19 protein-coding genes are annotated in these 22517 nt (G+C 70.3%); 10 read left to right on the forward strand and 9 right to left on the reverse strand.

Going from position 1 to position 22517, the window contains the following annotated elements:
- Window positions 1-2: 2 nt before the first annotated feature.
- Genes BR39_RS0108920 through coaBC form a run of 3 tightly spaced genes read right to left on the reverse strand, consistent with a single transcriptional unit; the run spans window position 3 to window position 2149 of the window.
- Window positions 3-455 carry a VOC family protein gene (locus BR39_RS0108920; RefSeq protein WP_051695343.1) on the reverse strand — a complete coding sequence of 151 codons (453 nt, stop codon included), beginning with the start codon at window positions 453-455 and terminating at the stop codon, window positions 3-5.
- Window positions 456-483: 28 nt separating this feature from the next.
- Window positions 484-942: a dUTP diphosphatase gene (gene dut, locus BR39_RS0108925; RefSeq protein ID WP_029910175.1), complete on the reverse strand. Its 459-nt coding sequence runs from the start codon at window positions 940-942 to the stop codon at window positions 484-486.
- 13 nt (window positions 943-955) lie between these two features.
- Complete coding sequence (coaBC, locus tag BR39_RS0108930) at window positions 956-2149, reverse strand: bifunctional phosphopantothenoylcysteine decarboxylase/phosphopantothenate--cysteine ligase CoaBC (protein ID WP_029910177.1); 1194 nt, start codon at window positions 2147-2149, stop codon at window positions 956-958.
- 152 nt (window positions 2150-2301) lie between these two features.
- Here coaBC and BR39_RS0108935 point away from each other — a divergent pair, with 152 nt between their 5' ends.
- Window positions 2302-2886: a hypothetical protein gene (locus tag BR39_RS0108935; protein WP_029910181.1), complete on the forward strand. Its 585-nt coding sequence runs from the start codon at window positions 2302-2304 to the stop codon at window positions 2884-2886.
- 370 nt (window positions 2887-3256) lie between these two features.
- Here the strand turns inward: BR39_RS0108935 and ubiB are convergent, their stop codons facing one another.
- The 5 genes from ubiB to BR39_RS0108960 form a co-directional block, all read right to left on the reverse strand.
- Window positions 3257-4762, reverse strand: a complete 1506-nt coding sequence (ubiB, locus tag BR39_RS0108940) for a 2-polyprenylphenol 6-hydroxylase (protein WP_029910184.1) — start codon at window positions 4760-4762, stop codon at window positions 3257-3259.
- 87 nt (window positions 4763-4849) lie between these two features.
- Window positions 4850-5341, reverse strand: a complete 492-nt coding sequence (locus tag BR39_RS0108945; protein ID WP_051695345.1) for a hypothetical protein — start codon at window positions 5339-5341, stop codon at window positions 4850-4852.
- A 50-nt stretch (window positions 5342-5391) separates the two neighbouring features.
- Complete coding sequence (locus tag BR39_RS0108950) at window positions 5392-5736, reverse strand: YciI family protein (protein ID WP_029910189.1); 345 nt, start codon at window positions 5734-5736, stop codon at window positions 5392-5394.
- Between the two features lie 62 nt (window positions 5737-5798).
- Window positions 5799-6251, reverse strand: coding sequence for an RpiB/LacA/LacB family sugar-phosphate isomerase (locus BR39_RS0108955; protein ID WP_029910191.1), 453 nt, complete (start codon window positions 6249-6251; stop codon window positions 5799-5801).
- 25 nt (window positions 6252-6276) lie between these two features.
- The gene (locus tag BR39_RS0108960) at window positions 6277-7035 is read right to left on the reverse strand and encodes a class I SAM-dependent methyltransferase (RefSeq protein WP_029910193.1); all 759 of its coding nucleotides are present in this window, start codon (window positions 7033-7035) and stop codon (window positions 6277-6279) included.
- A 160-nt stretch (window positions 7036-7195) separates the two neighbouring features.
- Between BR39_RS0108960 and mutM the strand changes: the two genes are divergently transcribed.
- The 4 genes from mutM (at window position 7196) to dnaA (ending at window position 12040) form a co-directional block, all read left to right on the forward strand.
- Window positions 7196-8059 (forward strand): bifunctional DNA-formamidopyrimidine glycosylase/DNA-(apurinic or apyrimidinic site) lyase, encoded by an 864-nt coding sequence (gene mutM, locus BR39_RS0108965; protein ID WP_029910195.1) that lies wholly within the window; start codon window positions 7196-7198, stop codon window positions 8057-8059.
- Window positions 8060-8942: 883 nt separating this feature from the next.
- On the forward strand, window positions 8943-9731 hold the full coding sequence (locus BR39_RS0108970) for an enoyl-CoA hydratase (protein WP_029910198.1): 789 nt from the start codon (window positions 8943-8945) through the stop codon (window positions 9729-9731).
- Window positions 9732-9869: 138 nt separating this feature from the next.
- Entirely contained in the window at window positions 9870-10145 is a 276-nt protein-coding gene (gene rpsT, locus BR39_RS0108975; protein WP_029910201.1) for a 30S ribosomal protein S20, read from the forward strand.
- A gap of 416 nt (window positions 10146-10561) precedes the next feature.
- The gene (gene dnaA, locus BR39_RS0108980; protein WP_029910205.1) at window positions 10562-12040 is read left to right on the forward strand and encodes a chromosomal replication initiator protein DnaA; all 1479 of its coding nucleotides are present in this window, start codon (window positions 10562-10564) and stop codon (window positions 12038-12040) included.
- A gap of 178 nt (window positions 12041-12218) precedes the next feature.
- Here dnaA and BR39_RS0108985 read toward each other — a convergent pair whose 3' ends face one another.
- On the reverse strand, window positions 12219-12839 hold the full coding sequence (locus BR39_RS0108985; protein ID WP_029910208.1) for an alpha-ketoglutarate-dependent dioxygenase AlkB: 621 nt from the start codon (window positions 12837-12839) through the stop codon (window positions 12219-12221).
- A 125-nt stretch (window positions 12840-12964) separates the two neighbouring features.
- Here BR39_RS0108985 and BR39_RS0108990 point away from each other — a divergent pair, with 125 nt between their 5' ends.
- From BR39_RS0108990 to mutS, 5 genes are all read left to right on the forward strand, one after another.
- Entirely contained in the window at window positions 12965-15586 is a 2622-nt protein-coding gene (locus BR39_RS0108990; RefSeq protein ID WP_231499425.1) for a M1 family metallopeptidase, read from the forward strand.
- Window positions 15587-15994: 408 nt separating this feature from the next.
- On the forward strand, window positions 15995-17893 hold the full coding sequence (gene dnaK / locus BR39_RS0108995) for a molecular chaperone DnaK (protein WP_029910214.1): 1899 nt from the start codon (window positions 15995-15997) through the stop codon (window positions 17891-17893).
- Between the two features lie 139 nt (window positions 17894-18032).
- Window positions 18033-19184, forward strand: a complete 1152-nt coding sequence (dnaJ, locus tag BR39_RS0109000) for a molecular chaperone DnaJ (protein WP_029910217.1) — start codon at window positions 18033-18035, stop codon at window positions 19182-19184.
- A 124-nt stretch (window positions 19185-19308) separates the two neighbouring features.
- On the forward strand, window positions 19309-19587 hold the full coding sequence (locus BR39_RS0109005; RefSeq protein ID WP_231499426.1) for a hypothetical protein: 279 nt from the start codon (window positions 19309-19311) through the stop codon (window positions 19585-19587).
- A 170-nt stretch (window positions 19588-19757) separates the two neighbouring features.
- Complete coding sequence (mutS, locus tag BR39_RS0109010; protein ID WP_029910221.1) at window positions 19758-22457, forward strand: DNA mismatch repair protein MutS; 2700 nt, start codon at window positions 19758-19760, stop codon at window positions 22455-22457.
- The last annotated feature ends 60 nt before the right edge of the window (window positions 22458-22517 follow it).

The raw sequence follows: 22517 nt of genomic DNA on the forward strand, positions 1-22517 counted from the left end.
CCTCAGCCGGCGGACTTGGGGAAGCGCGTGGTCCAGCCGGGCGGCGGCGGCCCGGCCGCCTCGGCGATCCGCTGGTTGAACGACCAGGCATGACCCTCGTGATCGGCCGCGTCGTAGCTGCGGTCGCCGAAGAAGAACGTCTCGGGCTCCCGCAGGATCGTCGCGCCCGCCGCTCGCGCCCGGGAGCAGTGGGCGTCGATGTCCTGCAGGATCCTGAACCGCACGCCCTGGGTGGCGGCGCCGACCGTCCTGGGGCTGCGCAGCCATGGCCGCTCCGGCCCGACGGCGACGACGGTTTCGCCGAAGCCGATCTCGGCGAACATCACCCGCTGGGCGTCGTCCCGCACGACCATCCGGGTCTGGAACCCGAAGGCGGCCTCCAGCCAGGCCAGGGCCCGTTCGGGGTCCTCGTAGACCAGCTCGGCGGTGACTTCGATCTCCTCCGGTCCGGCCATCGCTTTCCCCGCCCTCGCCCTGTCCGGCCTAGCGTCCGCCGGTCGAGCCGAAGCCGCCCGCGCCGCGCGCCGTCTCGTCCAGGCTGGTCGTCAGGCCCCACGAGGCCTGGACCACGGGGGCGATCACCAGCTGGGCGATGCGGTCGCCGCGGCGGATGGTGAAGTCCTCCTCGCCCAGATTGATCAGGATCACCTTCACCTCCCCGCGATAGTCGCTGTCGATGGTGCCGGGGGTGTTCAGGCAGGTGACGCCGTTCTTGGCGGCCAGGCCCGAGCGCGGCCGCACCTGGGCCTCGAAGCCCAGCGGCACGGCGAAGGCCAGGCCCGTGGGCACCATGAAGCGCGAGCCCGGCTTCAGCACCAGGGGCGCGTCCTCGTCCACGGCCGCCCGCAGGTCCATGCCGGCCGCGCCGTTGGTCTCGTAAGCGGGCAGGGGCAGGCCCTGCGCGTGGGCCAGCTGGACGACGGGGATGTGCGGTGCGGTCATGAAAGGCTCGTTTCTAGAGGTATTGGGCTATGCGTTGGGCGAGGTCGTGGGCCACGGAGTCCTTGGCGGCCCGCGTCCAGCGTTCGGTCTTGTCCTTGGAGATCAGCAGGACGGCGTTCTCGTCGCCGCCCATCACGCCGGGCTCGGTGACGTCGTTGGCGATGATCCAGTCGCAGCCCTTGCGCGCCAGCTTGGCGCGGGCGTGGGCCTCGACGTCGTTGGTCTCGGCCGCGAAGCCGATCACCAGCCTGGGCCGGTTGGGGCCCGAGGCGGCCAGGGTGGCCAGGATGTCGGGGTTCTCGACGAAGGTCAGGGCCGGCGGCCCGCCCTTGTCCTTCTTCAGCTTGGTCCCGAAGACCTCGTCGATGCGCCAGTCGGCGACGGCGGCCACGAAGACGCCGACATCGGCGGGCAGGGCGGCCTGGCAGGCGGCCAGCATGTCGCGCGCGGTCTCGACGTCCACGCGGTCGACGCCCAGGGGCGTGGGCAGGGACACCGGTCCGCTGACCAGGGTGACCCGCGCGCCCAGCTTGGCCAGGGCGCCGGCGATGGCGTAGCCCTGCCGGCCGCTGGAGCGGTTGGTGATGCCGCGCACCGGGTCGATCGGCTCGAAGGTGGGGCCGGCGGTGACCAGGGCGTGCTTGCCGGCCAGCGGCTTCGCGGCTGGCCCTTCGAGGGCGGCCATGATCGCTTCGAAGATCACCGGGGGCTCGGCCAGGCGGCCCGGACCGAACTCGCCGCAGGCCATGGCGCCCTCGTCGGGCCCGACGAACAGCACGCCGTCCGTCTTCAGGGTCTCGATGTTGCGCTGGGTGGCGGGGTGCAGCCACATCCGCACGTTCATGGCGGGGGCCATCAGCACCGGCTTGTCGGTGGCCAGCAGGGTGGTGGACGCCAGGTCGCCGGCCAGGCCGTTGGCGCACTTGGCGATCAGGTCGGCCGTCGCGGGGGCCACCACCACCAGGTCGGCCGAGCGCGACAGTTCGATATGGCCCATCTCGGCCTCGTCGGTCAGCGAGAACAGGTCGCTGTAGACCTTGTCCTCGGCCAGGGCCGACAGGGAGAGGGCGGTGACGAACTCGGCGCCCGCCTTGGTCAGGATCGGCCGCACGCCGACGCCGGCCTTGCGCAGCAGGCGCGTCAGCTCCAGCGCCTTGTAGGCGGCGACGCCGCCGCCGACGATCAGAAGAACGCGCTTCTCGGTCATGTCATCGGCCTCCGGGCGTCTCGCCCTCAGGCGCATAGAGCGACGCGGCGCTCAGCGTAAGCCCCCTCGCGCAAAAACCTTAACAAGGACTCGACATCCGTTCCGTCTTCGTTCTTAATCGTCAAAGTAGAGGAAAAGCTCGGAGATCGATCATGACGGTACGGTGCGCGTCCTGGTTTTCCGCCCTGGCGGCCGCGGGCCTCGCCCTGGCGCTCGCGGCCTGCGACGGCGGCGCTTCGGCGGTGAAGGCGCCCAAGGGGGGCGGTGTCGCCTCGGCGGCCGAACCCGCGTCCGACCGCGACGCGCCGTCCTTCAATAGCGGAGCCTATGAAAGCGGGTCCACCCGGCCGGACCCGCGCGACGCCCCGGTCCGCAAGGTGGCGGGCAAGCCGATGTGGGCCGCCAACCGCACGCGGACGGCGGAGGAGAACGCCCAGCGCGGCTTCGAGCGCTACGGCGCCGACTTCGCCGCCGCCGATGTCGACGACTATGTCCGCAAGACCCACGCCTTCGTCGGCCATCCGCCGGCGGGGGCGGAGACCCTGCAACGGGCGAACGGCGACACCCTGATCTACGACCCGAAGGGCAATGTCTTCGCGGTGGTCACCAAGGCCGGGGCGCCGCGCACCATGTTCAAGCCCGACGACGGCGCAGCCTACTGGGCCACGCAGAAGTCCAACCAGACCCGACGGACCGCCGCCGCGCGCGACCGGACGTCCGGCCCCAGCGACAGCTAAGTCATCGCCATCGCTCAGGCGCGCCTTGGGGGAGGCGCAAGGGGAGGGCGGCGCCTGGCGCGTCTTCCCCGCCACCCGGTCGGCCCGGCGGCGATCGGGACCCAGGGGCGGTGCGGGGCCGCCCCTGGGCGCTTGGCGTTGACGCCCTCTCCGAGAGGGAGGGGCCCGCGCGAAGCGGGGGAGGGGCTATGGCGTCGGCTAGGCGTGCGTGACCGTCAAACCCGAAGGCTCCGCCCCCTACGGGGGCGGACAGACGGCGAAGCCGTCAGGTGGGGGCAAGAGGGTGCGCCTCTGGCGTCCGCTAAGCCGCGGGGGGAGTATAAGAGGCGCTCTAGCGACGGCCTGGCGTGAGGGGGTTCGGGCCTCGCCCCTAGCCCAGCCAGACGCCTGCCGCGAACGCCAGGCCCGCCACCGCGGCCCCGGCCAGGAACCACAGCAGCGGTCGGGCCGGACGGGGTTCGACCACGGCGACCGCCGGGGCGGGCGGCGTCTCGGCCAGGCGGGCCAGGGCCCTGATCGCCCGGGCGGCCTCGTCGGCGAACTCGCGGACCTTGGCGGCGGGCGACAGTTCGCGGGCGATCCAGCGGCGCACCACCGGGTCGGCGGCGGCCCACAGGTCGTGGGTCGGGTCGATGCGGCGGGCCACGCCCTCGACCGTGACCATGGTCTTCTGCAGCAGCACCAGCTCGGGGCGCAGGGCCATGTCGAACAGGGCGGTGATCTCGAACAGCTGGGCCAGCAGTCTGCCCATCGACACGTCGCTGGCGTCGCGGCCGAACACCGGCTCTCCCACCGCCCGCAGGGCCTGGGCGAAGGCGTCGCGGTCCTGGTGGGCGGGCACGTAGCCGGCGTCGAAATGGATGGCGGCCACGCGCGGATAGTCGCGGTTGAGGAAGCCGTACAGGATTTCGGCCAGGTACTTGCGCTCGGCGGAACCCAGACGCCCCAGGATGCCGTAGTCGACCGCGACGATGGAGGCGGGCGCGCTGACGAACAGGTTGCCCTCGTGCAGGTCGGCGTGGAACAGGCCGTGGTCCAGGGCCTGGGCCAGGAAGCCCCGGGTGACGGCCTCGGCCAGGGCCTTGCGGTCCAGGCCCGGCTGTTCCAGGGCGGCGGCGTCCGACAGCGGCAGGCCCGCGGCCCAGGTCAGGGTCAGGAACCGCTTGCCGACGCCGTCCCAGACGACGTCCGGGGCGCGCATGTAGGGATCGGCCTTCATGGCCTCGCCCAGCTCGGCGCAGCCGGCGGCCTCGAAGCGCAGGTCCAGCTCCAGGTCCAGGGCCCGGATCACCACCTCGACGAACTCGCGGGGCCGCAGGCGACGGCTGGCCGGGACCAGCCGCTGGGCCAGGGCGGCGGCCAGGCGCAGGGCGGCGGTGTCCTGGGCGACCTGGCGTTCGACGCCCGGCCGCAGGACCTTCACGGCCACCTTCGTCCCGTCCGCCAGGGTCGCCGCGTGGGCCTGGGCCAGGGAGGCGGCGGCGATCGAGGGCTCGACGTCGGCGAACAGGGTGTCGACCGGCCGGCCCAGGCCCCGGGCGATCTCGGCCTTGGCCACGTCCAGCGGGAAGGCTGGCAGGCGATCCTTCAGGTGCGACAGGTCCTCGGCGAAGGCGGTCCCGAAGATGTCGGCCCGGGTCGACAGGAACTGGCCCATCTTGATCGCGGCCGGACCCTGGCGCTCCAGCACACGCGCCAGCCGCTCGCCCGGCCGGCCCTTGCGCGCCGCGCCGCCCGCGAACAGCCGCAAGGCCCGCCCGGCCAGGCGCGCCGACGGCGGCAGGATGGGCTCCAGCTCGCGCGGGACCAGGGCGTCGGCCCGGATCAGGGCCCAGCCGGCGGCGATCAGGCGCAGGGACGCGGCGACCCGGCTCATGCGGCGGAGGTCTCGATCGACAGGCGGCGGGGCGAAGGCGGGATGGATTTCATGTCCCGGCCTGAAAGCCCGCTCCGCGCGCTCCGGTCAAGGCCGCTTTCGCCACCGGCCCGGCGCGAGCCACGAAAAGCGGCGCTGGAGACCGCTTTCGGCTTTGGCGGAGCCCGGCGCGGATCGCTGGAGCGACCAACCCGCGGCGAGGCATTCGATGGTTTCGTCGCGAAAATAGAAGAGGAAGTGTCGCGCCTCCGACGTGTCGGGAGCGATGATTTCCCAGTCCAGGGCATCGGCGCGCGGCTCGACCGGCGTGATCTCGTAGAATTCGCCCCAGCTGGGGGCCTGGCCGCTGAAACGACCTTGGCCGGCGAACCACGCGTGATCGTTCGTCGCGTCCCAGCGCCAGCGACAGCAGCCCTCGAACCGGAGCGTCGCCGTTTCCCCGTCTTCCGCCTCGTGGGCCTGGGCGTTCAGGAGGAAGCGGAGCTCCAGGGCGTCGCCGGCGACCGTGGCCTGCAGGCTCGGCGCATTGGGATCGGCGTTCCAGTCGGAATTGAGATGCCGGAAGGACAGGGATGTCATGCCGGAAGACTGCCCGGGATGGGATCGGCGATCCACCCCGCCCCGAGCGCCTAGCCCTTGGCGTCCGGCGCCGGGTCGAGCGGCCAGACCTCGACGACGCCCTGCGCCACCGCGCAGGGGCTGCGGGCCGCGATCGCGATGGCGGCATCCAGGTCCGGCGCCTCGATCAGGGCGAAGCCGGCGATGGGCAGGGCGGCGGACAGGAACGGACCCGGCGTCACCTCCACCCCGGCGGCGTCGGGGTTGCGCACCTGCACGGGCGCGCCGGCCATGCCCATGACGTCGCCTTCGCGCACCCGTTCGGCGTCGGCCGCGTGGGCCGCGTCCCGCACGGCCTTCGGCGTCCGGTCGTAACCGGACCTGTCGCCATAGCCGATGGTGATGAACCGGGGCATGCGGGTCTGAACGCGAAGGTCCGCCGACGGTTCTCGACGAGCGTCCGTTCGCCGCCGCCCGATCAGCGCGGGTCGAGGGAAAACGGCGGCGCGCCCAGCTTCTCGACGCGCGGCCCGTGGCGGCCGCCGGCGAACGCGGTCGCGAGGAAGGCCGCGATGCAGGCCTTGGCCGTCTCGAGCTCGACCAGGCGGGCGCCCAGGGCGAGGACGTTGGCGTCGTTGTGCTGGCGGCTGAGCGCCGCGGACACCGGCTCGCTGACCAGGGCGCAGCGGCAGGCCGGATGGCGATTGACCGCGATGGAGACGCCCACGCCCGAGCCGCACAAGGCGACGCCCCGTTCGGAGCGGCCGCTGGCGACCTGCTCGGCCAGCCGGTAACCGAAATCGGGATAGTCGGCCGGCGCGTCGTCCTGGGGACCCAGGTCGGCCACCTCGTGGCCTTCGCCCGCCAGCCACGCGGCCAGATCGGCCTTGAGCGCGATCGCGGCGTGGTCCGAGGCGATGGCGATGCGCATGGGTCCCGTGTCGATCCCGACCGCCCTAGAGCGCCCAGCCCTGGTGCATGGCCGCGACGCCGCCGGTGAAGTTGGTGACCGTCACCCGCTTGAAGCCGGCGTTCTCCATCATCCCCGCGAAGGTCTTCTGGTCGGGGAAGCGGCGGATGCTCTCGACCAGGTACTGGTAGGCGTCGCGGTCCTTGGCCAGCCACTCGCCGAACTGCGGGATCAGCTTGAAGGAATAGGTGTCGTAGATCTTCGCCAGGGCCTCGGTCGTCGGCTTGGAGAACTCCAGGCAGATGAACCGGCCGCCGGGCTTCAGCACCCGCCGCGCCTCGCGCAGGGCCGCGTCGATGTCGGTGACGTTGCGGATGCCGAACGAGATCACATAGGCGTCGGCATAGGCGTCGGGCAGCGGCAGGCGCTGGGCGTCGCCGACGGTCCAGGTGATCTCGGGCGCGCCGCCCTTCTCGATGCCGGCGCCGATCATCTCGGCGTTGTAGTCGATGATGTTGATCAGGGCGTCCGGGCCGCCCCGGCGCTCCTGGGCCTGGCGCGCCATCTTGGCGAAGCGGCGGGCCATGTCGCCGGTGCCGCCGGCGCAGTCGATGATGATCTCGCCCGGCTGCGGGTTCAGGCGCGCGGCGACCGCGTCCTTCCAGAGCCGGTGCACGCCGCCGCTCATCACGTCGTTCATCAGGTCGTAGTTCTTGGCGACCCGGTCGAACACCCCGCGCACCAGCCCGGCCTTGGCCGAGGCGTCGACGTCCTTGAATCCGAAGGTGGCGGAGGCCCTGGTCATGCGTTCGCTCGATATCGTCCGGCTTGTGTCGTCCGGCTCTTATAACCGTCAGCGCCTGCCCGTCACCGGTTTTGCTTGGGCCGGGCCTAGGAACCGGGCGCGCGATGGCCGATATCTGGCGCCCCCCACCGCCTTTGAAGCCTTCCCAGCCGAGGTCCCCTTGCCCGAACTGCCCGAAGTCGAGACCGTGCGCCGGGGCCTCGAGCCCGTGCTGGGCGGCGCGCGCCTGGCCCGCGTGCGCGCCAACCGCCCCGACCTGCGCTTCCCCCTGCCCGAAGGCTTCGTCCAGCGCCTGACCGGGGCGAAGATCCTGCGGCTGGATCGCCGCGCCAAGTACCTGCTGGCCCCGCTCGACCGGGGCGACACCCTGGTGATGCACCTGGGCATGACCGGGCGGTTCGAGATCGCCGCGCCGGAGGGGACGACCCGCCCCGGGGACTTCGCCCGCCAGGTCACGCCCGACGACAAGCATGCCCACGTCGTCTTCGAGACCGAGGCCGGCGCGACCGTCACCTATTACGACCCGCGCCGCTTCGGCTTCATGGACCTGGTCGCCACCGACCGGCTGGACCGCCACCCCTGGTTCGCGACCATGGGCCCCGAACCGCTGGGCGAGGCGTTCGACGCCAAAACCCTGGTCGCCGCCTTCAACGGCCGCAAGCAGGGGCCCAAGACCCTGCTGCTGGACCAGAAGACCGTCGCGGGCCTGGGCAATATCTATGTGTGCGAGGCCCTGCACCGGGCCCACATCTCGCCGTTCAAGCCGGCCGGGATGATCGCCGGCAAGCGGCTGGGTCCCCTGACCACGGCGATCAAGGACGTGCTGGCCGAGGCGGTCGAGGTCGGCGGCTCGTCCCTGAAGGACTTCGCGGCCGCCGACGGGGCCCTGGGCTATTTCCAGCACCGCTTCCGGGTCTACGACCGCGAGGGCCAGCCCTGCCCGACGCCCGGCTGCAAGGGGACGATCGCCCGCGAGGTCCAGGCGGGACGGTCGACGTTCTTCTGTCCGGTGTGCCAGGTTTGAGGGCCCTTTTCTAACGTTTCGGTGCGCGGACCCCCTCCGGTCCTTCGGGCCACCTCCCCCTCCGGGGGAGCTGTCGCGAAGCGACTGAGGGGGTCTTCACGCACGGCCTCTCAGCCTCACGCCAAATGGCTGTGAGCTGGTGGAAAGGGACGCGGAGCGCCGGACATCGTCCGGAGGTCTTTGAGTTGTAACCGTTTCAACGAAGCCGACCGCTCCGCGCGTTCGTTATCCGCCAGCGTCCGGTAGGCAGCCCTGTTGAGGCTTAGCCGGACACCGGGTCCGTCGTTTCCGACGGGGCCCGGCGCTGGGGGACGCGGATCATGAAGACGCACGCGCCGATCCCCAGCCACGCCGACGGCGGGCGGGGCCTGCAACGCCAGGCTCCCCGGACACGCTGGAGTAACCCCCTCCAGCCCAGTCCCGCTCGATCACCCCCCGCCGCCGCATCGGTCGCTGGCCATGCGCCCTTTCCCCGCGACGAGGTGCTTGTGAGTCTACGGGAGGTTTCAGCGCGGCGGCGGATGTGACGCTGCTTTTTCCGCGAGGCGTTGCGGACGTTGGGGTTGCGAGCGTGCGGCGCGGGGATAGAGGCGTATCGATCCCCGCCGGGGACGCGAACTCACGCCCGAGCCTTGGGGTGATCCGCCGAGCGCAGGGTGAGTGCGTGTCCCCTCCTTCGCGCACGACGTCGCGGGACCAATCCCAAGCTCGGTGGACGACTTGGGGGACACGCACTCACCCCACGCTCCGGGCGGACCCGGCCCGCGTCTCGCCGTGAGTGCGCGTCCCCGGCTTCCGCCATCTCTCCGGCCGCGCCCGGGCAAGAGGGCTCCCCAACGCCGCGCGCGCCTCTATAAAGGCGGCGCTCAACAGGAGACCGTCGATGGCCGAGTACCAGACCCTGATCGTGGAAGCGCCGCAGAGCGCGCCCGGCGTGACCCTGATCCGCCTGAACCGGCCCGAGGCCCTGAACGCCCTGAACACCGCCCTGCTGGCCGAGCTGGCGGCCGCCCTGGCCGCGGCCCAGGCCGACGAGGCCGTGGGCTGCGTCGTCGTCACCGGCTCGGCCAAGGCCTTCGCGGCCGGCGCCGACATCAAGGAGATGTCCGACAAGTCCTACGCCCAGATGTTCAAGGACGACTTCTTCGCCGCCGGCGCCCGCGCCATCGAGGGGACCCGCAAGCCGATCATCGCCGCGGTGGCGGGCTACGCCCTGGGCGGGGGCTGCGAGCTGGCCATGATGTGCGACTTCATCCTGGCCGCCGACACGGCCAAGTTCGGCCAGCCCGAGATCAACCTCGGCGTCGCGCCCGGCATCGGCGGCACCCAGCGCCTGACCCGCCTGGTCGGCAAGTCCAAGGCCATGGACATGATCCTGACCGGCCGGATGATGGGCGCCGAGGAAGCCGAGCGCGCGGGCCTGGTCTCGCGGATCTTCCCGGCCGACACCCTGGTCGACGAGGCCCTGGCGGTGGCCGCCAAGATCGCCGCCCAGTCGCCCCTGGCCACGGCCATGAACAAGGAGCTGGTCAACGCCGCCTACGAGACGACCCTGAGCACGGGCGTCCAGCTGGAGCGGCGCCTGTTCCACTCGCTGTTCGCCTTCGAAGACCAGAAGGAAGGCATGGCGGCCTTCGTCGAGAAGCGCAAACCGGCGTTCAAGGGGTCGTGAACGGCCGTTTGAGGGGCGCGCGAGATTATGGCCCGTCTGTGGATTGACCCCGGGCGGTCGTTCCCGTATATCCGCGCGCTCTTGATTTCTCCTGCTTCGCGGCCGCCCGCGCGGCTGTCCGTTTGAAGGTCCGAACTAATGGCCAATAATCCCGGCGCCAAGAAAGCGATCCGCAAGATCGCCCGTCGCACCGAAGTGAACACCGCTCGCCGCTCGCGCGTGCGCACCTTCCTGCGCAAGTTCGAAGACGCCCTGGCCGCCGGCGACAAGGAAGTCGCCAAGGCCGCGTTCATCGAAGCGCAATCGGAACTGATGCGCGCCGTCTCCAAGGGCGTCGTCCACCCCAACACCGGCTCGCGCAAGGTTTCGCGCCTGGCGGCCCGCTTGAAGAAGCTTGATCAGGCCGCTGCCTAATCCAGATTCTCGCCGAACGCTGTTCGGCTAGCGAAATCAAAGACTTAGAGAAGCCGGTCGAGGAAACTCGGCCGGCTTTTTCTATTGCGTTTTTCTAAAGCTCAGATTGTCCACGAGACATTCCGTTGGGTGAACATCGGGCTCTGAAATTGCATTCCCTTGGCCCGCGAGGACGTCTGTCGAGTCAACAGAAATATCCGCCGACGGACTCAAGTTTTCCGTTTGACCGGCCCGGGCCGCTGGCTAATTTGAACGTCTCAACGCTCTTCCAGTCCATGGAGATCACTGGCGGCGGCGGAACCCTTGCGTTCGCCGATTAACCCCCTGTGTCTGCCGGACAATGAAGGCTTGAGACGCGGTCGTGCGCCATGGGGGGCGGCGATCGGGGATGACACGACATATCGAGGCGGTGACCGATGACGACCAAAGGCGGGGTAGTGACCCAAGAGTTTTCGGCTGCGTTCTCCACTGTCGCCGGCGAGCCCGCGGGCGTCGTCTGGAACAAGGTGTGCGTCGTGCTGAAACGCGAACTGGGTGACGCCGCCTTCGGTTCGTGGATCGCGCCCGCCGCCCTGCGTGAAGGCCAGGCCGGCGACGTCGTGGTGGTGACTCCGACCGGGATCGCGCGCGACTGGATTCGCCGCAGCGCGTGGCGTCGCGTCAGCGAGCTGTGGGCCGCCAACGACCCGACCGCCCGTCGCCTGGACCTGAAGTCGCGCCTGGAGTTCGAGGCCGCCGGCGGCGCCGTGAGCGCGCCCGCGTCCTATGAAGCCAAGGCCGAGCCGATCGAGATCGTGCTGCCGGTGTCCAGCGACGTGCCCGCCCTGACGCCCGCCGCCGGCGCCAAGGCTTCGCCCGTCCAGGGCCTGCAGGAACGCTTCACCTTCGACACCTTTGTGCCGGGTCCGGCCAACGAGTTCGCCCACGCCGTTGCGCGCCGCGTCGCCAGCTGGGCCGACGGCCACTTCAATCCGGTGCTGTTCCACGGCCCCTACGGCTTCGGCAAGACCCACCTGCTGAACGCCCTGGCCTGGGAGGCCATGCGCCAGGCCCCGACCAAGCGCGTGGTCTACCTGACCGCCGAACGCTTCCTGTCGACCTTCGTCCGCGCGGTGATGGATCGCCAGACCGCGGCCTTCAAGGAAGAGCTGCGCGGCGCCGACCTGCTGATCATCGACGACGTGCACTTCATCGCCGGCAAGCAGTCCAGCCAGGAAGAGCTGTTCCACACCCTGACCGCCCTGGTCGAGGACGGCCGCCGGGTGGTGTTCTCCTCGGACCGCGCCCCGGCGGCGATGACCGAGATGGACGCCCGCCTGCGCTCGCACCTGCAGGCCGGCCTGGTCTGCGGCCTGGAGCCGGCCGACCGCGCCCTGCGCATCGGCATCCTGGAGCGCAAGCTGCAGGCGCTGTCGCGCCAGCACGGCTTCGACCCGACCCTGCGCACCGAGGTGATGAACTTCCTGGCCGACCGCTTCACCGACAGCGTCCGCGAACTGGAAGGCGCGCTGAACACCCTGTCGGCCCGGGCCGGCGAAGGCGTCTCGCGCCTGACCCTGGACGAGGTCCAGGCGATCCTGCGTCCGCACCTGCGGGCCGGCGAGAAGCGGATCACCATCGACGACATCCAGAAGGCCACGGCCGAGCACTACGGCATGAAGCAGGCCGACCTGCTCAGCGAGCGCCGCAACCGCGCCATCGCCCGTCCGCGCCAGGCGGCCATGTGGCTGGCCAAGCAGCTGACCACCCGCTCGCTGCCCGACATCGGCCGGCGCTTCGGCGGCCGCGACCACACCACCGTCCTGCACGCCGTGCGCCGCATCGAGGCCCTGCGCGCCGAGGACCCGGCCCTGAGCCAGGACCTGGAGACGATCACCCGCAAGCTGCGGGGGTGAGGGTTTTCGAACGCTGACATGACAAGGGGCCATCCTTCGGGGCGGCCCTTTTGTTTGTGCGGTGAGCACTTGCCCCCTACGGACCGCTTCGCGGTCGTCTTCCCCCGCAGGGGGAAGAGCGCGAGGCTCCGCCCCCTGCGGGGGCGGACAGGCGGCGAAGCCGCCAGGTGGGGGCAAGTCAGCGAGCCGCCGTCGCCCGTCTCAGCGTGATGTTCACCCGCCCTCCCCCCGGCACGAGGCTCGACGAGCCCGGCAGGATCCGGTCCACCCCGTGGAAGGCCAGCCGCGCCGGTCCCGACAGGCGGCAGACGTCGCCCGACGACAGCCTCAGCGACTTGGTCGGGTCCTTGCGGCTGGTCCCGCCGATCCGGAACACCGCCGTGTCGCCCAGCGAGATCGACAGCACCGGGAAGCGCGGGTCGGCCTCGTCGCGGTCCTGGTGCAGGCCCATGCGGGCGTCGCCGCGATAGAGGTTGATCAGGGCCGAGTCCGGCGGCGTCCCGGGATCGCCCAGCTCCGCCCACAGATCGAGCAGCGCCCGGGGCATGGCCGGCCAGGGCCGTCCGGTGCCCGGATGGCGGTCGGCGTAGCGGTAGCCGGTCTTGTCGCTGGTCCAGCCCAGCGGGCCGAAGCTGGACATGGCCACGCTCATGGCCTTGCCGTAGGCGGTCTCGTAGTGGGCCGGCGGCGCGACGTCGCAGGCCGCCAGGGCCAGGCGCGTCAGATCGTTCTGGGCCTTGGGGTCCAGCAATCCGGGCCAGAGGTCGAAACCCGGTAGAACGCTGATCGGCTTAATCATTACGGAGATTTAATGCGCCAGACGCCGTGGGACAGTGTTGGTTTGCGCCCGGGGGCATCCTGCCGAACAATTTTTGCAATCCAAGGCCGTTCATGCGTCGACTTCTCTCCTCCGCGGCTGGCGCCGTGCTCGTTTTTGCCGCCGGTTCGGCCCTGGCCGCCGCCGCTCCCCCCCAAGCCCCGGCGAAGTCGGCCGTCACCGCCGCCAACGTCACGACCCAGCTGCCGCGCGGCGTGGTCCCGACGCACTATGATCTGGCCTTCACGCCCGACGCCGACAAGCTGACCTTCACCGCCTCGGTGAAGATCGCCGTCGAGGTGGTCAAGCCGACCACCACCATCACCCTGCAGGCCGCCGACCTGGAGTTCGTCAAGGTCGAGATGGCCGGGGTCGGCGCGGCCAAGGTCAGCGTCGACGCCGAGGCCCAGACCGCCACCTTCACCTTCGACAAGCCCGTCAGCGCCGGCGCCCACGTCCTGGCCATCGACTACAGCGGCAAGATCTACAAGCAGGCCGCCGGCCTGTTCGCCCTGGACTACGACACCGACCAGGGCAAGAAGCGCGCGCTCTACACCCAGTTCGAGAACAGCGACGCCCGCCGCTTCATCCCCTCGTGGGACGAGCCGTTCTTCAAGGCCACCTACGACGTCCAGGTGACGGTCCCGACCGGCCAGATGGCCATCGGCAACATGCCCATCGCCAAGACCGAGGAGCTCCCCGGCGGCAAGTCCAAGGTGACCTTCGCCACCTCGCCCAAGATGTCGACCTACCTGCTGTTCTTCGGACTGGGCGACTTCGACCGCGCCACCGCCAAGGTCGGCGACGTCGAGATGGGCGTGATCACCAAGAAGGGCGACCTGGCCAAGGCCGACTTCGCCCTGAAGTCCTCGGGCCCGATCCTGCAGTGGTACAACGACTATTTCGGCGCGCCCTATCCGCTGCCGAAGCTGGACCACATCGCCGCCCCCGGCCAGAGCCAGTTCTTCAGCGCCATGGAGAACTGGGGCGCGATCTTCTACTTCGAATACGCCCTGCTGGACGATCCGGCGATCTCCACCCAGGGCGACCGCCAGAACATCTACACCACCGTGGCCCACGAAATGGCCCACCAGTGGTTCGGCGACCTGGTCACCATGCAGTGGTGGGACGACCTGTGGCTGAACGAGGGCTTCGCCTCGTGGATGGAAAGCCGGGCCACCGAGCACTTCCACCCCGAGTGGAACAGCCAGCTGGGCTCGGTCGCCAATCGTGAATACGCCATGGGCCTGGACTCGCTGGCCACCACCCACCCGGTCGTCCAGCACGTCGAGACCGTCGACCAGGCCAGCCAGGCCTTCGACGCCATCACCTACGAGAAGGGCGAGGCCGTCATCCGCATGCTGGAGGGCTATGTCGGCCCCGAGGCCTGGCGGTCCGGCGTGCGCGCCTACATCAAGGCCCACGCCCACGGCAACACCCAGACCGACGACCTGTGGATCGAGGTCGAGAAGGCCGCCGGCAAGCCGATCACGGCCATCGCCCACGACTTCACCCTGCAGCCGGGCATCCCGCTGATCACGGTCGACGCCGGCGCCTGCGCCGCGGGCAAGACCCCGGTCACCCTGACCCAGGGCGAATTCAGCCGCGACAAGCCGACCAAGACCCCCCTGGCCTGGCGCGTGCCGGTCTCGGCCCAGGTCGCCGGCTCCAGCAGCGTGGCCAAGACCCTGGTGGTCGGCGGCAAGGGCTCGCTGACCGTCGACGGCTGCGGCCCGGTGGTCGTCAACGCCGGCCAGTCCGGCTACTTCCGCACCCTCTACACGCCCAAGGCCTTCGCCGGCGTCTCGGCCAACTTCGCCAAGCTGCCGGCCATCGACCAGCTGGGCGTGATCTCCGACGCCTGGGCCCTGGGCCTGAACGGCCAGCAGGCCGTCACCGACGCCCTGGACCTGGTCATGGCCACCCCGGCCGACGCCGATCCGCAGGTGTGGGGCAAGGTCGCCGGCGTCCTGACCAATGTCGACGGCATGTACGAGAGCGCGCCGGCTGACCGGGCCGCCTTCCGCAAGCTGGCCATCGCGCGCCTGGCGCCGGTGTTCCAGAAGGTGGGCTGGACGGCCCAGCCGGGCGAGGCCGCTCCGGTGGCCACCCTGCGCACCACCCTGATCAACGCCCTCAGCATCCTGGGCGACCCAGCGGTGATCGCCGAGGCCAAGCGCCGCTACGCCGCCGACAAGACCGACCCGACCGCCGTGCCCGGTCCGCTGCGCAAGGTGATCCTGTCCTCGATCGGCCGCAACGCCGACGCGGCCGCCTGGAACGCCCTGCGCGAACAGGCCAAGGCCGAGAAGACCCCGCTGATCCGCGACCAGCTCTACACCCAGCTGGCCTCGGTCCAGGACGAGGCCCTGGCGGCCAAGGCCCTGGACCTGGCCCTGAGCGGCGAGCCCAGCGAGACCCTGGCGGCCAACATGGTCTCCAAGGCGGCGCAGCTGCACCCCGACCTGGCCTTCGACTACGCCGTCGCCCACAAGGACGCGGTGAACGGCAAGGTCGACGCGGCCTCGGCCACCAAGTTCATCCCAGGCCTGGCGCGCGGTTCGGCCGATCCGGCGATGATCGGCAAGGTCCGCGCCTATGCCGAGGCCAACCTGCCGGCCGGCTCGCGCGGCGAGGCGGAAAAGTCGGTGGCCTCGATCACCGACCGCATCAAGTCCCGCAAGGCCGCCCTGCCGGCGATCACCGCCTGGGTCGCCAAGAAGGGCTGAAAACCCTTGGAAACCTCGGGGGCGAACATGGTCCCTGAGTGGATTCAGCGAACGCGAGGTGAGGCTTTCGGGCCGCTCTTGGCGTCTATCTGACGGAAGGGCCGCGCTTTTTCGAGCGCGGCCCATTTCGTCGCAGGTCAAGATTCCCCTTCATTCGCTGCGGGATTGGGCTTGCAGGCTGGCGCCTATCCCCCATATCGGCTTTCGAAGCGGGGTTGACGGGCTCGTCAACTTCGATTGAACGAACGCTTTCCCTTCGTACGTCGTTGTGTAGACGCCGTCTGGAGGGTGAGGATTTGGATCAACCGTTAGAACGCGACCAGACGGGGACGGCTCGAGAAAAACCGGGGCGCTTGCCTTAAGGCCCTTGTCACCGCCGTCCGCCAATCAGGAGCTGCAGGTCTCAACATGAGCAAGATTATCGGTATCGACCTTGGCACCACGAACTCGTGCGTGGCCATCATGGACGGTAAGACCCCGAAGGTGATCGAGAACGCCGAAGGCGCTCGCACCACCCCGTCGGTCGTCGCCTTCCTCGAAGACGGCGAGCGCCTTGTCGGCCAACCCGCCAAGCGCCAGGCCGTCACCAACCCCACCAACACGCTGTTCGCGATCAAGCGCCTGATCGGCCGCAACGCCAGCGACCCGGTGGTGGAAAAAGACAAGGGCATGGTGCCCTACGAAATCGTCAAGGGCCCGACCGGCGACGCCTGGGTCAAGGCCCACGGCAAGGACTACAGCCCGCAGGAAGTGTCGGCCTTCATCCTGCAGAAGATGAAGGAAGCCGCCGAGACCCACCTGGGCGAGCCGGTGACCAAGGCGGTCATCACGGTTCCGGCCTATTTCAACGACGCCCAGCGTCAGGCCACCAAGGACGCCGGCAAGATCGCCGGCCTTGAGGTCCTGCGCATCATCAACGAGCCGACCGCGGCGGCCCTGGCCTACGGCCTCGAAAAGAACGACGGCAAGAAGATCGCCGTCTACGACCTGGGCGGCGGCACCTTCGACGTCTCGATCCTGGAGATCGGCGACGGCGTCTTCGAAGTGAAGTCGACCAACGGCGACACCTTCCTGGGCGGCGAGGACTTCGACCTGCGCGTCGTCGACTACCTGGCCGACGAGTTCAAGAAGGAACAGGGCGTCGACCTGCGCAAGGACAAGCTGGCCCTCCAGCGCCTGCGCGAAGAGGCCGAAAAGGCCAAGAAGGAGCTGTCGTCGACCGCTCAGTACGAAGTGAACCTGCCCTTCATCTCGATGAACGCGTCGGGTCCGCTGCACCTGAACATCAAGCTGTCGCGCTCCAAGCTGGAAGCCCTGGTCGAAGACCTGATCGCCCGCACCATCGGTCCGTGCGAACAGGCCCTCAAGGACGCCGGCCTGAAGAAGAGCGACATCGACGAAGTCATCCTGGTCGGCGGCATGAGCCGCATGCCCAAGGTGCAGCAAGCCGTGCAGGACTTCTTCGGCCGCGAACCCCACAAGGGCGTGAACCCCGATGAAGTCGTGGCCCTGGGCGCCGCCGTCCAGGCCGGCGTGCTGCAAGGCGACGTCAAGGACGTGCTGCTGTTGGACGTGACCCCGCTCACCCTGGGCATCGAAACCCTGGGCGGCGTGTTCACCCCGCTGATCGAGCGCAACACCACCATCCCGACCAAGCGCTCGCAGACCTTCTCGACCGCCGACGACAACCAGTCGGCCGTGACGATCCGCGCCTTCCAGGGCGAGCGCCCGATGGCCGTCGACAACAAGTTCCTGGGTCAGTTCGACCTGCAGGGCATCCCGCCGGCGCCGCGCGGCGTGCCGCAGATCGAGGTCACCTTCGACATCGACGCCAACGGCATCGTCAACGTCCACGCCAAGGACAAGGCGACCAACAAGGAGCACTCGATCCGCATCCAGGCCAACGGCGGCCTCTCGGACGCGGACATCGAGCGCATGGTCAAGGAAGCCGAGGCCAACAAGGCTTCGGACGAGAAGAAGAAGGCGCTGGTCGAGGCCAAAAACCAGGGCGAGGCTATCGTGCACTCGACCGAGAAGGCCCTGGCCGAGCACGGCGACAAGGTCGGCGCGGCCGAGAAGACCGCGATCGAGACCGGGCTCACCGATCTGAAGAGCGCTTTGGAAGGCGAGGACGTCGAGGCCATCCAGGCCAAGACCCAGGCCCTGATCCAGGCGTCGATGAAGCTCGGCGAGGCGATGTACAACGCCCAGCAGGGCGGCGCTGAAGGCGGCGACGAAGCCGCCGCCGATGACGGCGTCGTCGACGCTGAATTCGAAGAAGTCGACGACTCCAAGCCGTCGGCGTGACCATGGGTCGCGGGGCGGTGCGCGTGACTTCGGTTCCCTCCGCCCCCACCTTCGGGGACAAGGCTTCCGCCTGCCGCTTGCGGCCGGGCGGGAGCGCTCCCACCTCTCTTTCCAACATGGCTAGTGATCGACCCTGACGATGCGCGACTATTACGAAGTCCTGGGCGTGGCCCGTGGCTGCGATGACGCCGCCCTCAAGGCCGCCTTCCGCAAGATGGCCATGGAGCACCATCCTGACCGCAACGGCGGTTGCGAGAACGCGGCTGGTCGCTTCAAGGAAATCAACGAAGCCTATTCGGTGCTGTCGGACGCTCAGAAGCGCGCCGCCTACGACCGCTTCGGCCATGCCGGGGTGAACGGTCCGCAGGGCGGGCCCGGCGGCTTCGGCGGCGCCGACGCCAGCGATATCTTCAACGACGTCTTCGGCGACGTCTTCGGCGAGATGTTCGGCGGCGGCCGCCGCCAGTCGAACGGTCCCCAGCGCGGCCAGGACCTGCGCTACGACCTGGAGATCACCCTCGAGCAGGCCTATGCGGGCGCCGAGGTCGAGATCAAGGTTCCGGCCGCCATCACCTGCGAGGTCTGCGACGGCTCGGGCGCCAAGCCCGGCACCAGCCCGACGGTCTGCGGTTCGTGCGGCGGCGCCGGCCGCGTGCGGGCCACCCAAGGTTTCTTCGCGGTCGAGCGCGCCTGCCCCCGCTGCGGCGGTTCGGGCCGCCTGGTGCTCGACCCCTGCCAGAGCTGCCACGGCCACGGCCAGGTGCGCCGCGAGCGCGTGCTGTCGGTGCGCATCCCGGCCGGCGTCGATGACGGCGCCCGCATCCGCCTGGCCGGCGAAGGCGACGCCGGGGCCCGCGGCGGTCCGCGCGGCGATCTCTACCTGTTCCTGTCGGTGATCCCGCACGAGCTGTTCGAGCGCGACGGCCTGGACCTGCTGTGCACCGTGCCGGTGCCGATGACCGTGGCCGCCCTGGGCGGCGAGATCGAGGCCCCCTGCCTGCTGGGCGGCGAGAACTGCGACGGCAATAGCCGCCAGACCGTCAAGGTCCCGGAAGGTTCGCAGACCGGCAAGACCGTCCGCCTCAAGGGCCGCGGCATGCCCTCGCTGCGCAGCCGGCAGCGCGGCGACCTGGTGGTCGAGCTGTTCGTGGAAACCCCGACCCACCTCTCCGCACGGCAAAAGGAGCTCCTGCAGGAGCTGGCCGGCCTGTGCGGCGAGAAGCAGAACCCCAAGTCGGCCAACTTCGTCGGCAAGGCCAAGCGCTTCTGGGAAGAAGTGACGGGCAACTAGCCCGACGCGCGCGACCGACGTCTCCGATACAAATTCGGGTTGCAAAACCTGAAGATGCATACTCCCATGGCGTGCGCATTCGGCGCAGTGTCAAAGGGGTTGTTCAGTGAAGATTCGTCGGAAATTGGCGTTGTTCGGTGTCGCCGTCGGCCTGGCCGCGGGCATGTCCATGGTCAGCGCGCCGGTCGTCGCCGCGCCCACCTACTGCCAGCAACAGGCCTGGTGGTTCTGCGATCCGTCCTACACCCGCGGCACCACGGAATGGTGGGCCTGCGTCGACAACTACATCGCCAACTGCGTCTACAACGGCTGCATCGAGAACGGCTCGAACCAGTGCGTCGCCAACCGCATGCCCAAAGCCCTGCCGCTGCAGAAGCTGAAGAAGCTCCAGAAGGCCGCCTAGGCTTTCGACGGCCGCCGCCCCCGCGGCGGCCGTCACCGCCCTCGACATCGGCGATCACGGGGTCCGCAAGGCCGATCTGGTGGGTTTTCGCGGGATTAGTCCCCAGGGCTTGTGGATATCCCTTGCCGAAGTCTTAACGGAACGCGCGACGCTCTGTACCTTCCGGCCCGATGAACGCCCCCGCCTCCCCCACCGTCCAGACCTATGACGCCACCGGCGCGACGCCGGTGATGCAGCAGTTCTTCGAGATGAAGGCGCGGCAGCCCGACGCCCTGATCTTCTTCCGCATGGGCGACTTCTACGAGCTGTTCTTCGACGACGCCTACAAGGCCGCCGCCGCCCTGGGCATCAGCCAGACCTTCCGGGGCACGCACAACGGCCAGCCGATCCCGATGGCCGGCGTGCCGCAGCACGCGGCCGAGGCCTATCTCTCCAAGCTGATCCGCATGGGGTTTAAGGTCGCCGTCTGCGAGCAGATGGAAGACCCGGCCGAGGCCAAGAAGCGCGGCTCCAAGTCGGTGGTCCGCCGCGATATCGTCCGCGTCGTCACCCCCGGCACCCTGACCGAGGACGGCCTGCTGGACGCCCGGGGCGCCAACCGCCTGGCCGCCGTGGCCGTGCGGGCCGGCCAGGCGGCCGTGGCCGCCGTCGAGCTGTCCACCGGCGAGGTCGAGTGCTTCCTGGTGGCCAAGGACGCCGTGGCGGCGATCCTGGCCGCCCTGGCCCCGTCCGAGACCCTGGTCGCCGACCGCCTGCTGTCGGACGAGCACCTTTCCCAGACCCTGAAGATCTGCGGCGGGCTGATCCAGCCGATGCCCTCGGCCCTGTCCGAGCCCCAGGCGTCGGAGACCCGCGTCAAGCGCCTGTACGGCGTCGACACCCTGGACGGGTTCGGCGGGCTGTCGCCGGCCGAGATCGGGGCCCTGGGCCTGATCGCCGCCCACCTGGAGATGACCCAGGCCGGCAAGCTGCCGGCCCTGCGCGCCCCGCGCCGCGCGGCCGAGGCCGACGTCATGGCCATCGACCCGGCCACCCGTGGGAGCCTGGAGATCGACCGCACCCAGGGCGGCGACCGCAACGGCTCGCTGCTGGCCGCCATCGACCGCACGGTGACCGCCGGCGGCGCCCGCCTGCTGGCCTCGCGCCTGGCCCGGCCGCTGCTCGACCCGGCCGCCATCGACGCCCGCCTGGACGCGGTGGAGTGGTTCGTCGACCACCGCAGCCTGCGCGAACGCCTGCGCGAGGTGCTCAAGGGCGCCGGCGACATGGCCCGCGCGCTTTCCCGCCTGGCCCTGGGCCGGGGCGGCCCGCGCGACCTGGGCTGCCTCAAGGACGGCCTCAAGACCGGCGAGAAGCTGGCCGGCATGGTCGGCGGCTCGGGCGACCCGCTGTCGCCGCCGCCCGCCGAGCTGGAAGGGGCGCTGAAGGCCCTGACCCCGTCGCTGCAGGAGGGCCTGTCGCGCCTGCTGGCCCAGCTGGAGCAGGGCCTGGGTCCCGACCTGCCGGCCCTGGCCCGCGACGGCGGCTTCGTGGCCCCCGGCGTCCGTCCCGAGCTGGACCAGGCCCGCGCCCTGCGCGACGACAGCCGCCGCGTGGTGGCCGCGCTGGAAGCCCGCCTGATCCAGGAAAGCGGCGTGCCGCTGAAGATCCGCCACAACGGCGTGCTCGGCTATTTCGTCGAGGCCACGGCCGGCAAGGCCGATCCGCTGTTCCAGCCGCCGCTGAACGCCACCTTCATCCACCGCCAGACCCTGGCCAACCAGGTGCGGTTCACCACCGTCGAGCTGGCCGACCTGGACGCCCGCATCGCCCAGGCCGCCGAGCGGGCCCTGGCCATGGAGGTCGCGGCCTTCGAGGACTGGCGCGCCGAGGCCGTGGCCCTGGCCGAGCCGATCCAGCTGGCCGCCGAGGCCCTGGCCCGGCTGGACGTCGCCGCCGCCCTGGCCGAGTGGTCGGAAGACGCCGGGGCCGTGCGCCCCATCGTCGACCGGTCCCTGGCCTTCGACGCCAAGGCCGCCCGCCACCCGGTGGTCGAAGCCGCGGTCAAGCGCGCCGGCGACCCCTACACCCCCAACGACTGCCGCCTGGACGCGGCGGGCGACATCGGGGCGCGGCTGTCGATCGTCACCGGCCCGAACATGGCCGGTAAGTCGACCTTCCTGCGCCAGAACGCCTTGCTGGCCATCCTGGCCCAGTCGGGCTGCTACGTGCCGGCCAAAAGCCTGCGTCTCGGCGTGGTCGACCGCCTGTTCAGCCGCGTCGGGGCCGGCGACGACCTGGCCCGGGGCCGCTCGACCTTCATGATGGAGATGGTCGAGACCGCCGCCATCCTGACCCAGGCCAGCCCGCGCAGCCTGGTGATCCTGGACGAGATCGGCCGAGGCACGGCCACCTATGACGGCCTGGCCATCGCCTGGGCCTGCGCCGAGGCCCTGCACGACGTCAACCGCTGCCGCGCCCTGTTCGCCACCCACTATCACGAGCTGGCCACGCTGGAGACGCGGATGGCCCACGTCTCGAACCTCAGCCTGCGGGCCAAGGAGTGGAACGGCGACCTGGTCTTCCTGCACGAGGCCGCCGCCGGCCCGGCCGACCGCTCGTACGGCGTCCAGGTGGCCAAGCTGGCCGGCGTGCCGCCCCAGGTCGTGGCCCGCGCCAAGGAGGTGCTGGACCGGCTGGAGAGCAAGACCGAGTCGCCGGCCAAGCTGGACGAGCTGCCCCTGTTCGCCGCCTCCGCGCCCGTCGCGGCGCCTGTTCAGGCGGCGCCCAGCCGCACGGACGCGGCGCTGGAGGAGCTGGACGTCGACGGCATGAGCCCGCGCGAGGCCCTGGACGCCCTTTACCGTCTTAAGGCTCTGCTCAAGGCTTGAGATCATATAGGTAGGGCGCGGGTCGCCTCGCCGGGTTTTTGGTCGGGTTCGGCGATCGCG

It is taken from the genome of Caulobacter sp. UNC358MFTsu5.1, from assembly GCF_000712075.1.
GTDB lineage: Bacteria > Pseudomonadota > Alphaproteobacteria > Caulobacterales > Caulobacteraceae > Caulobacter.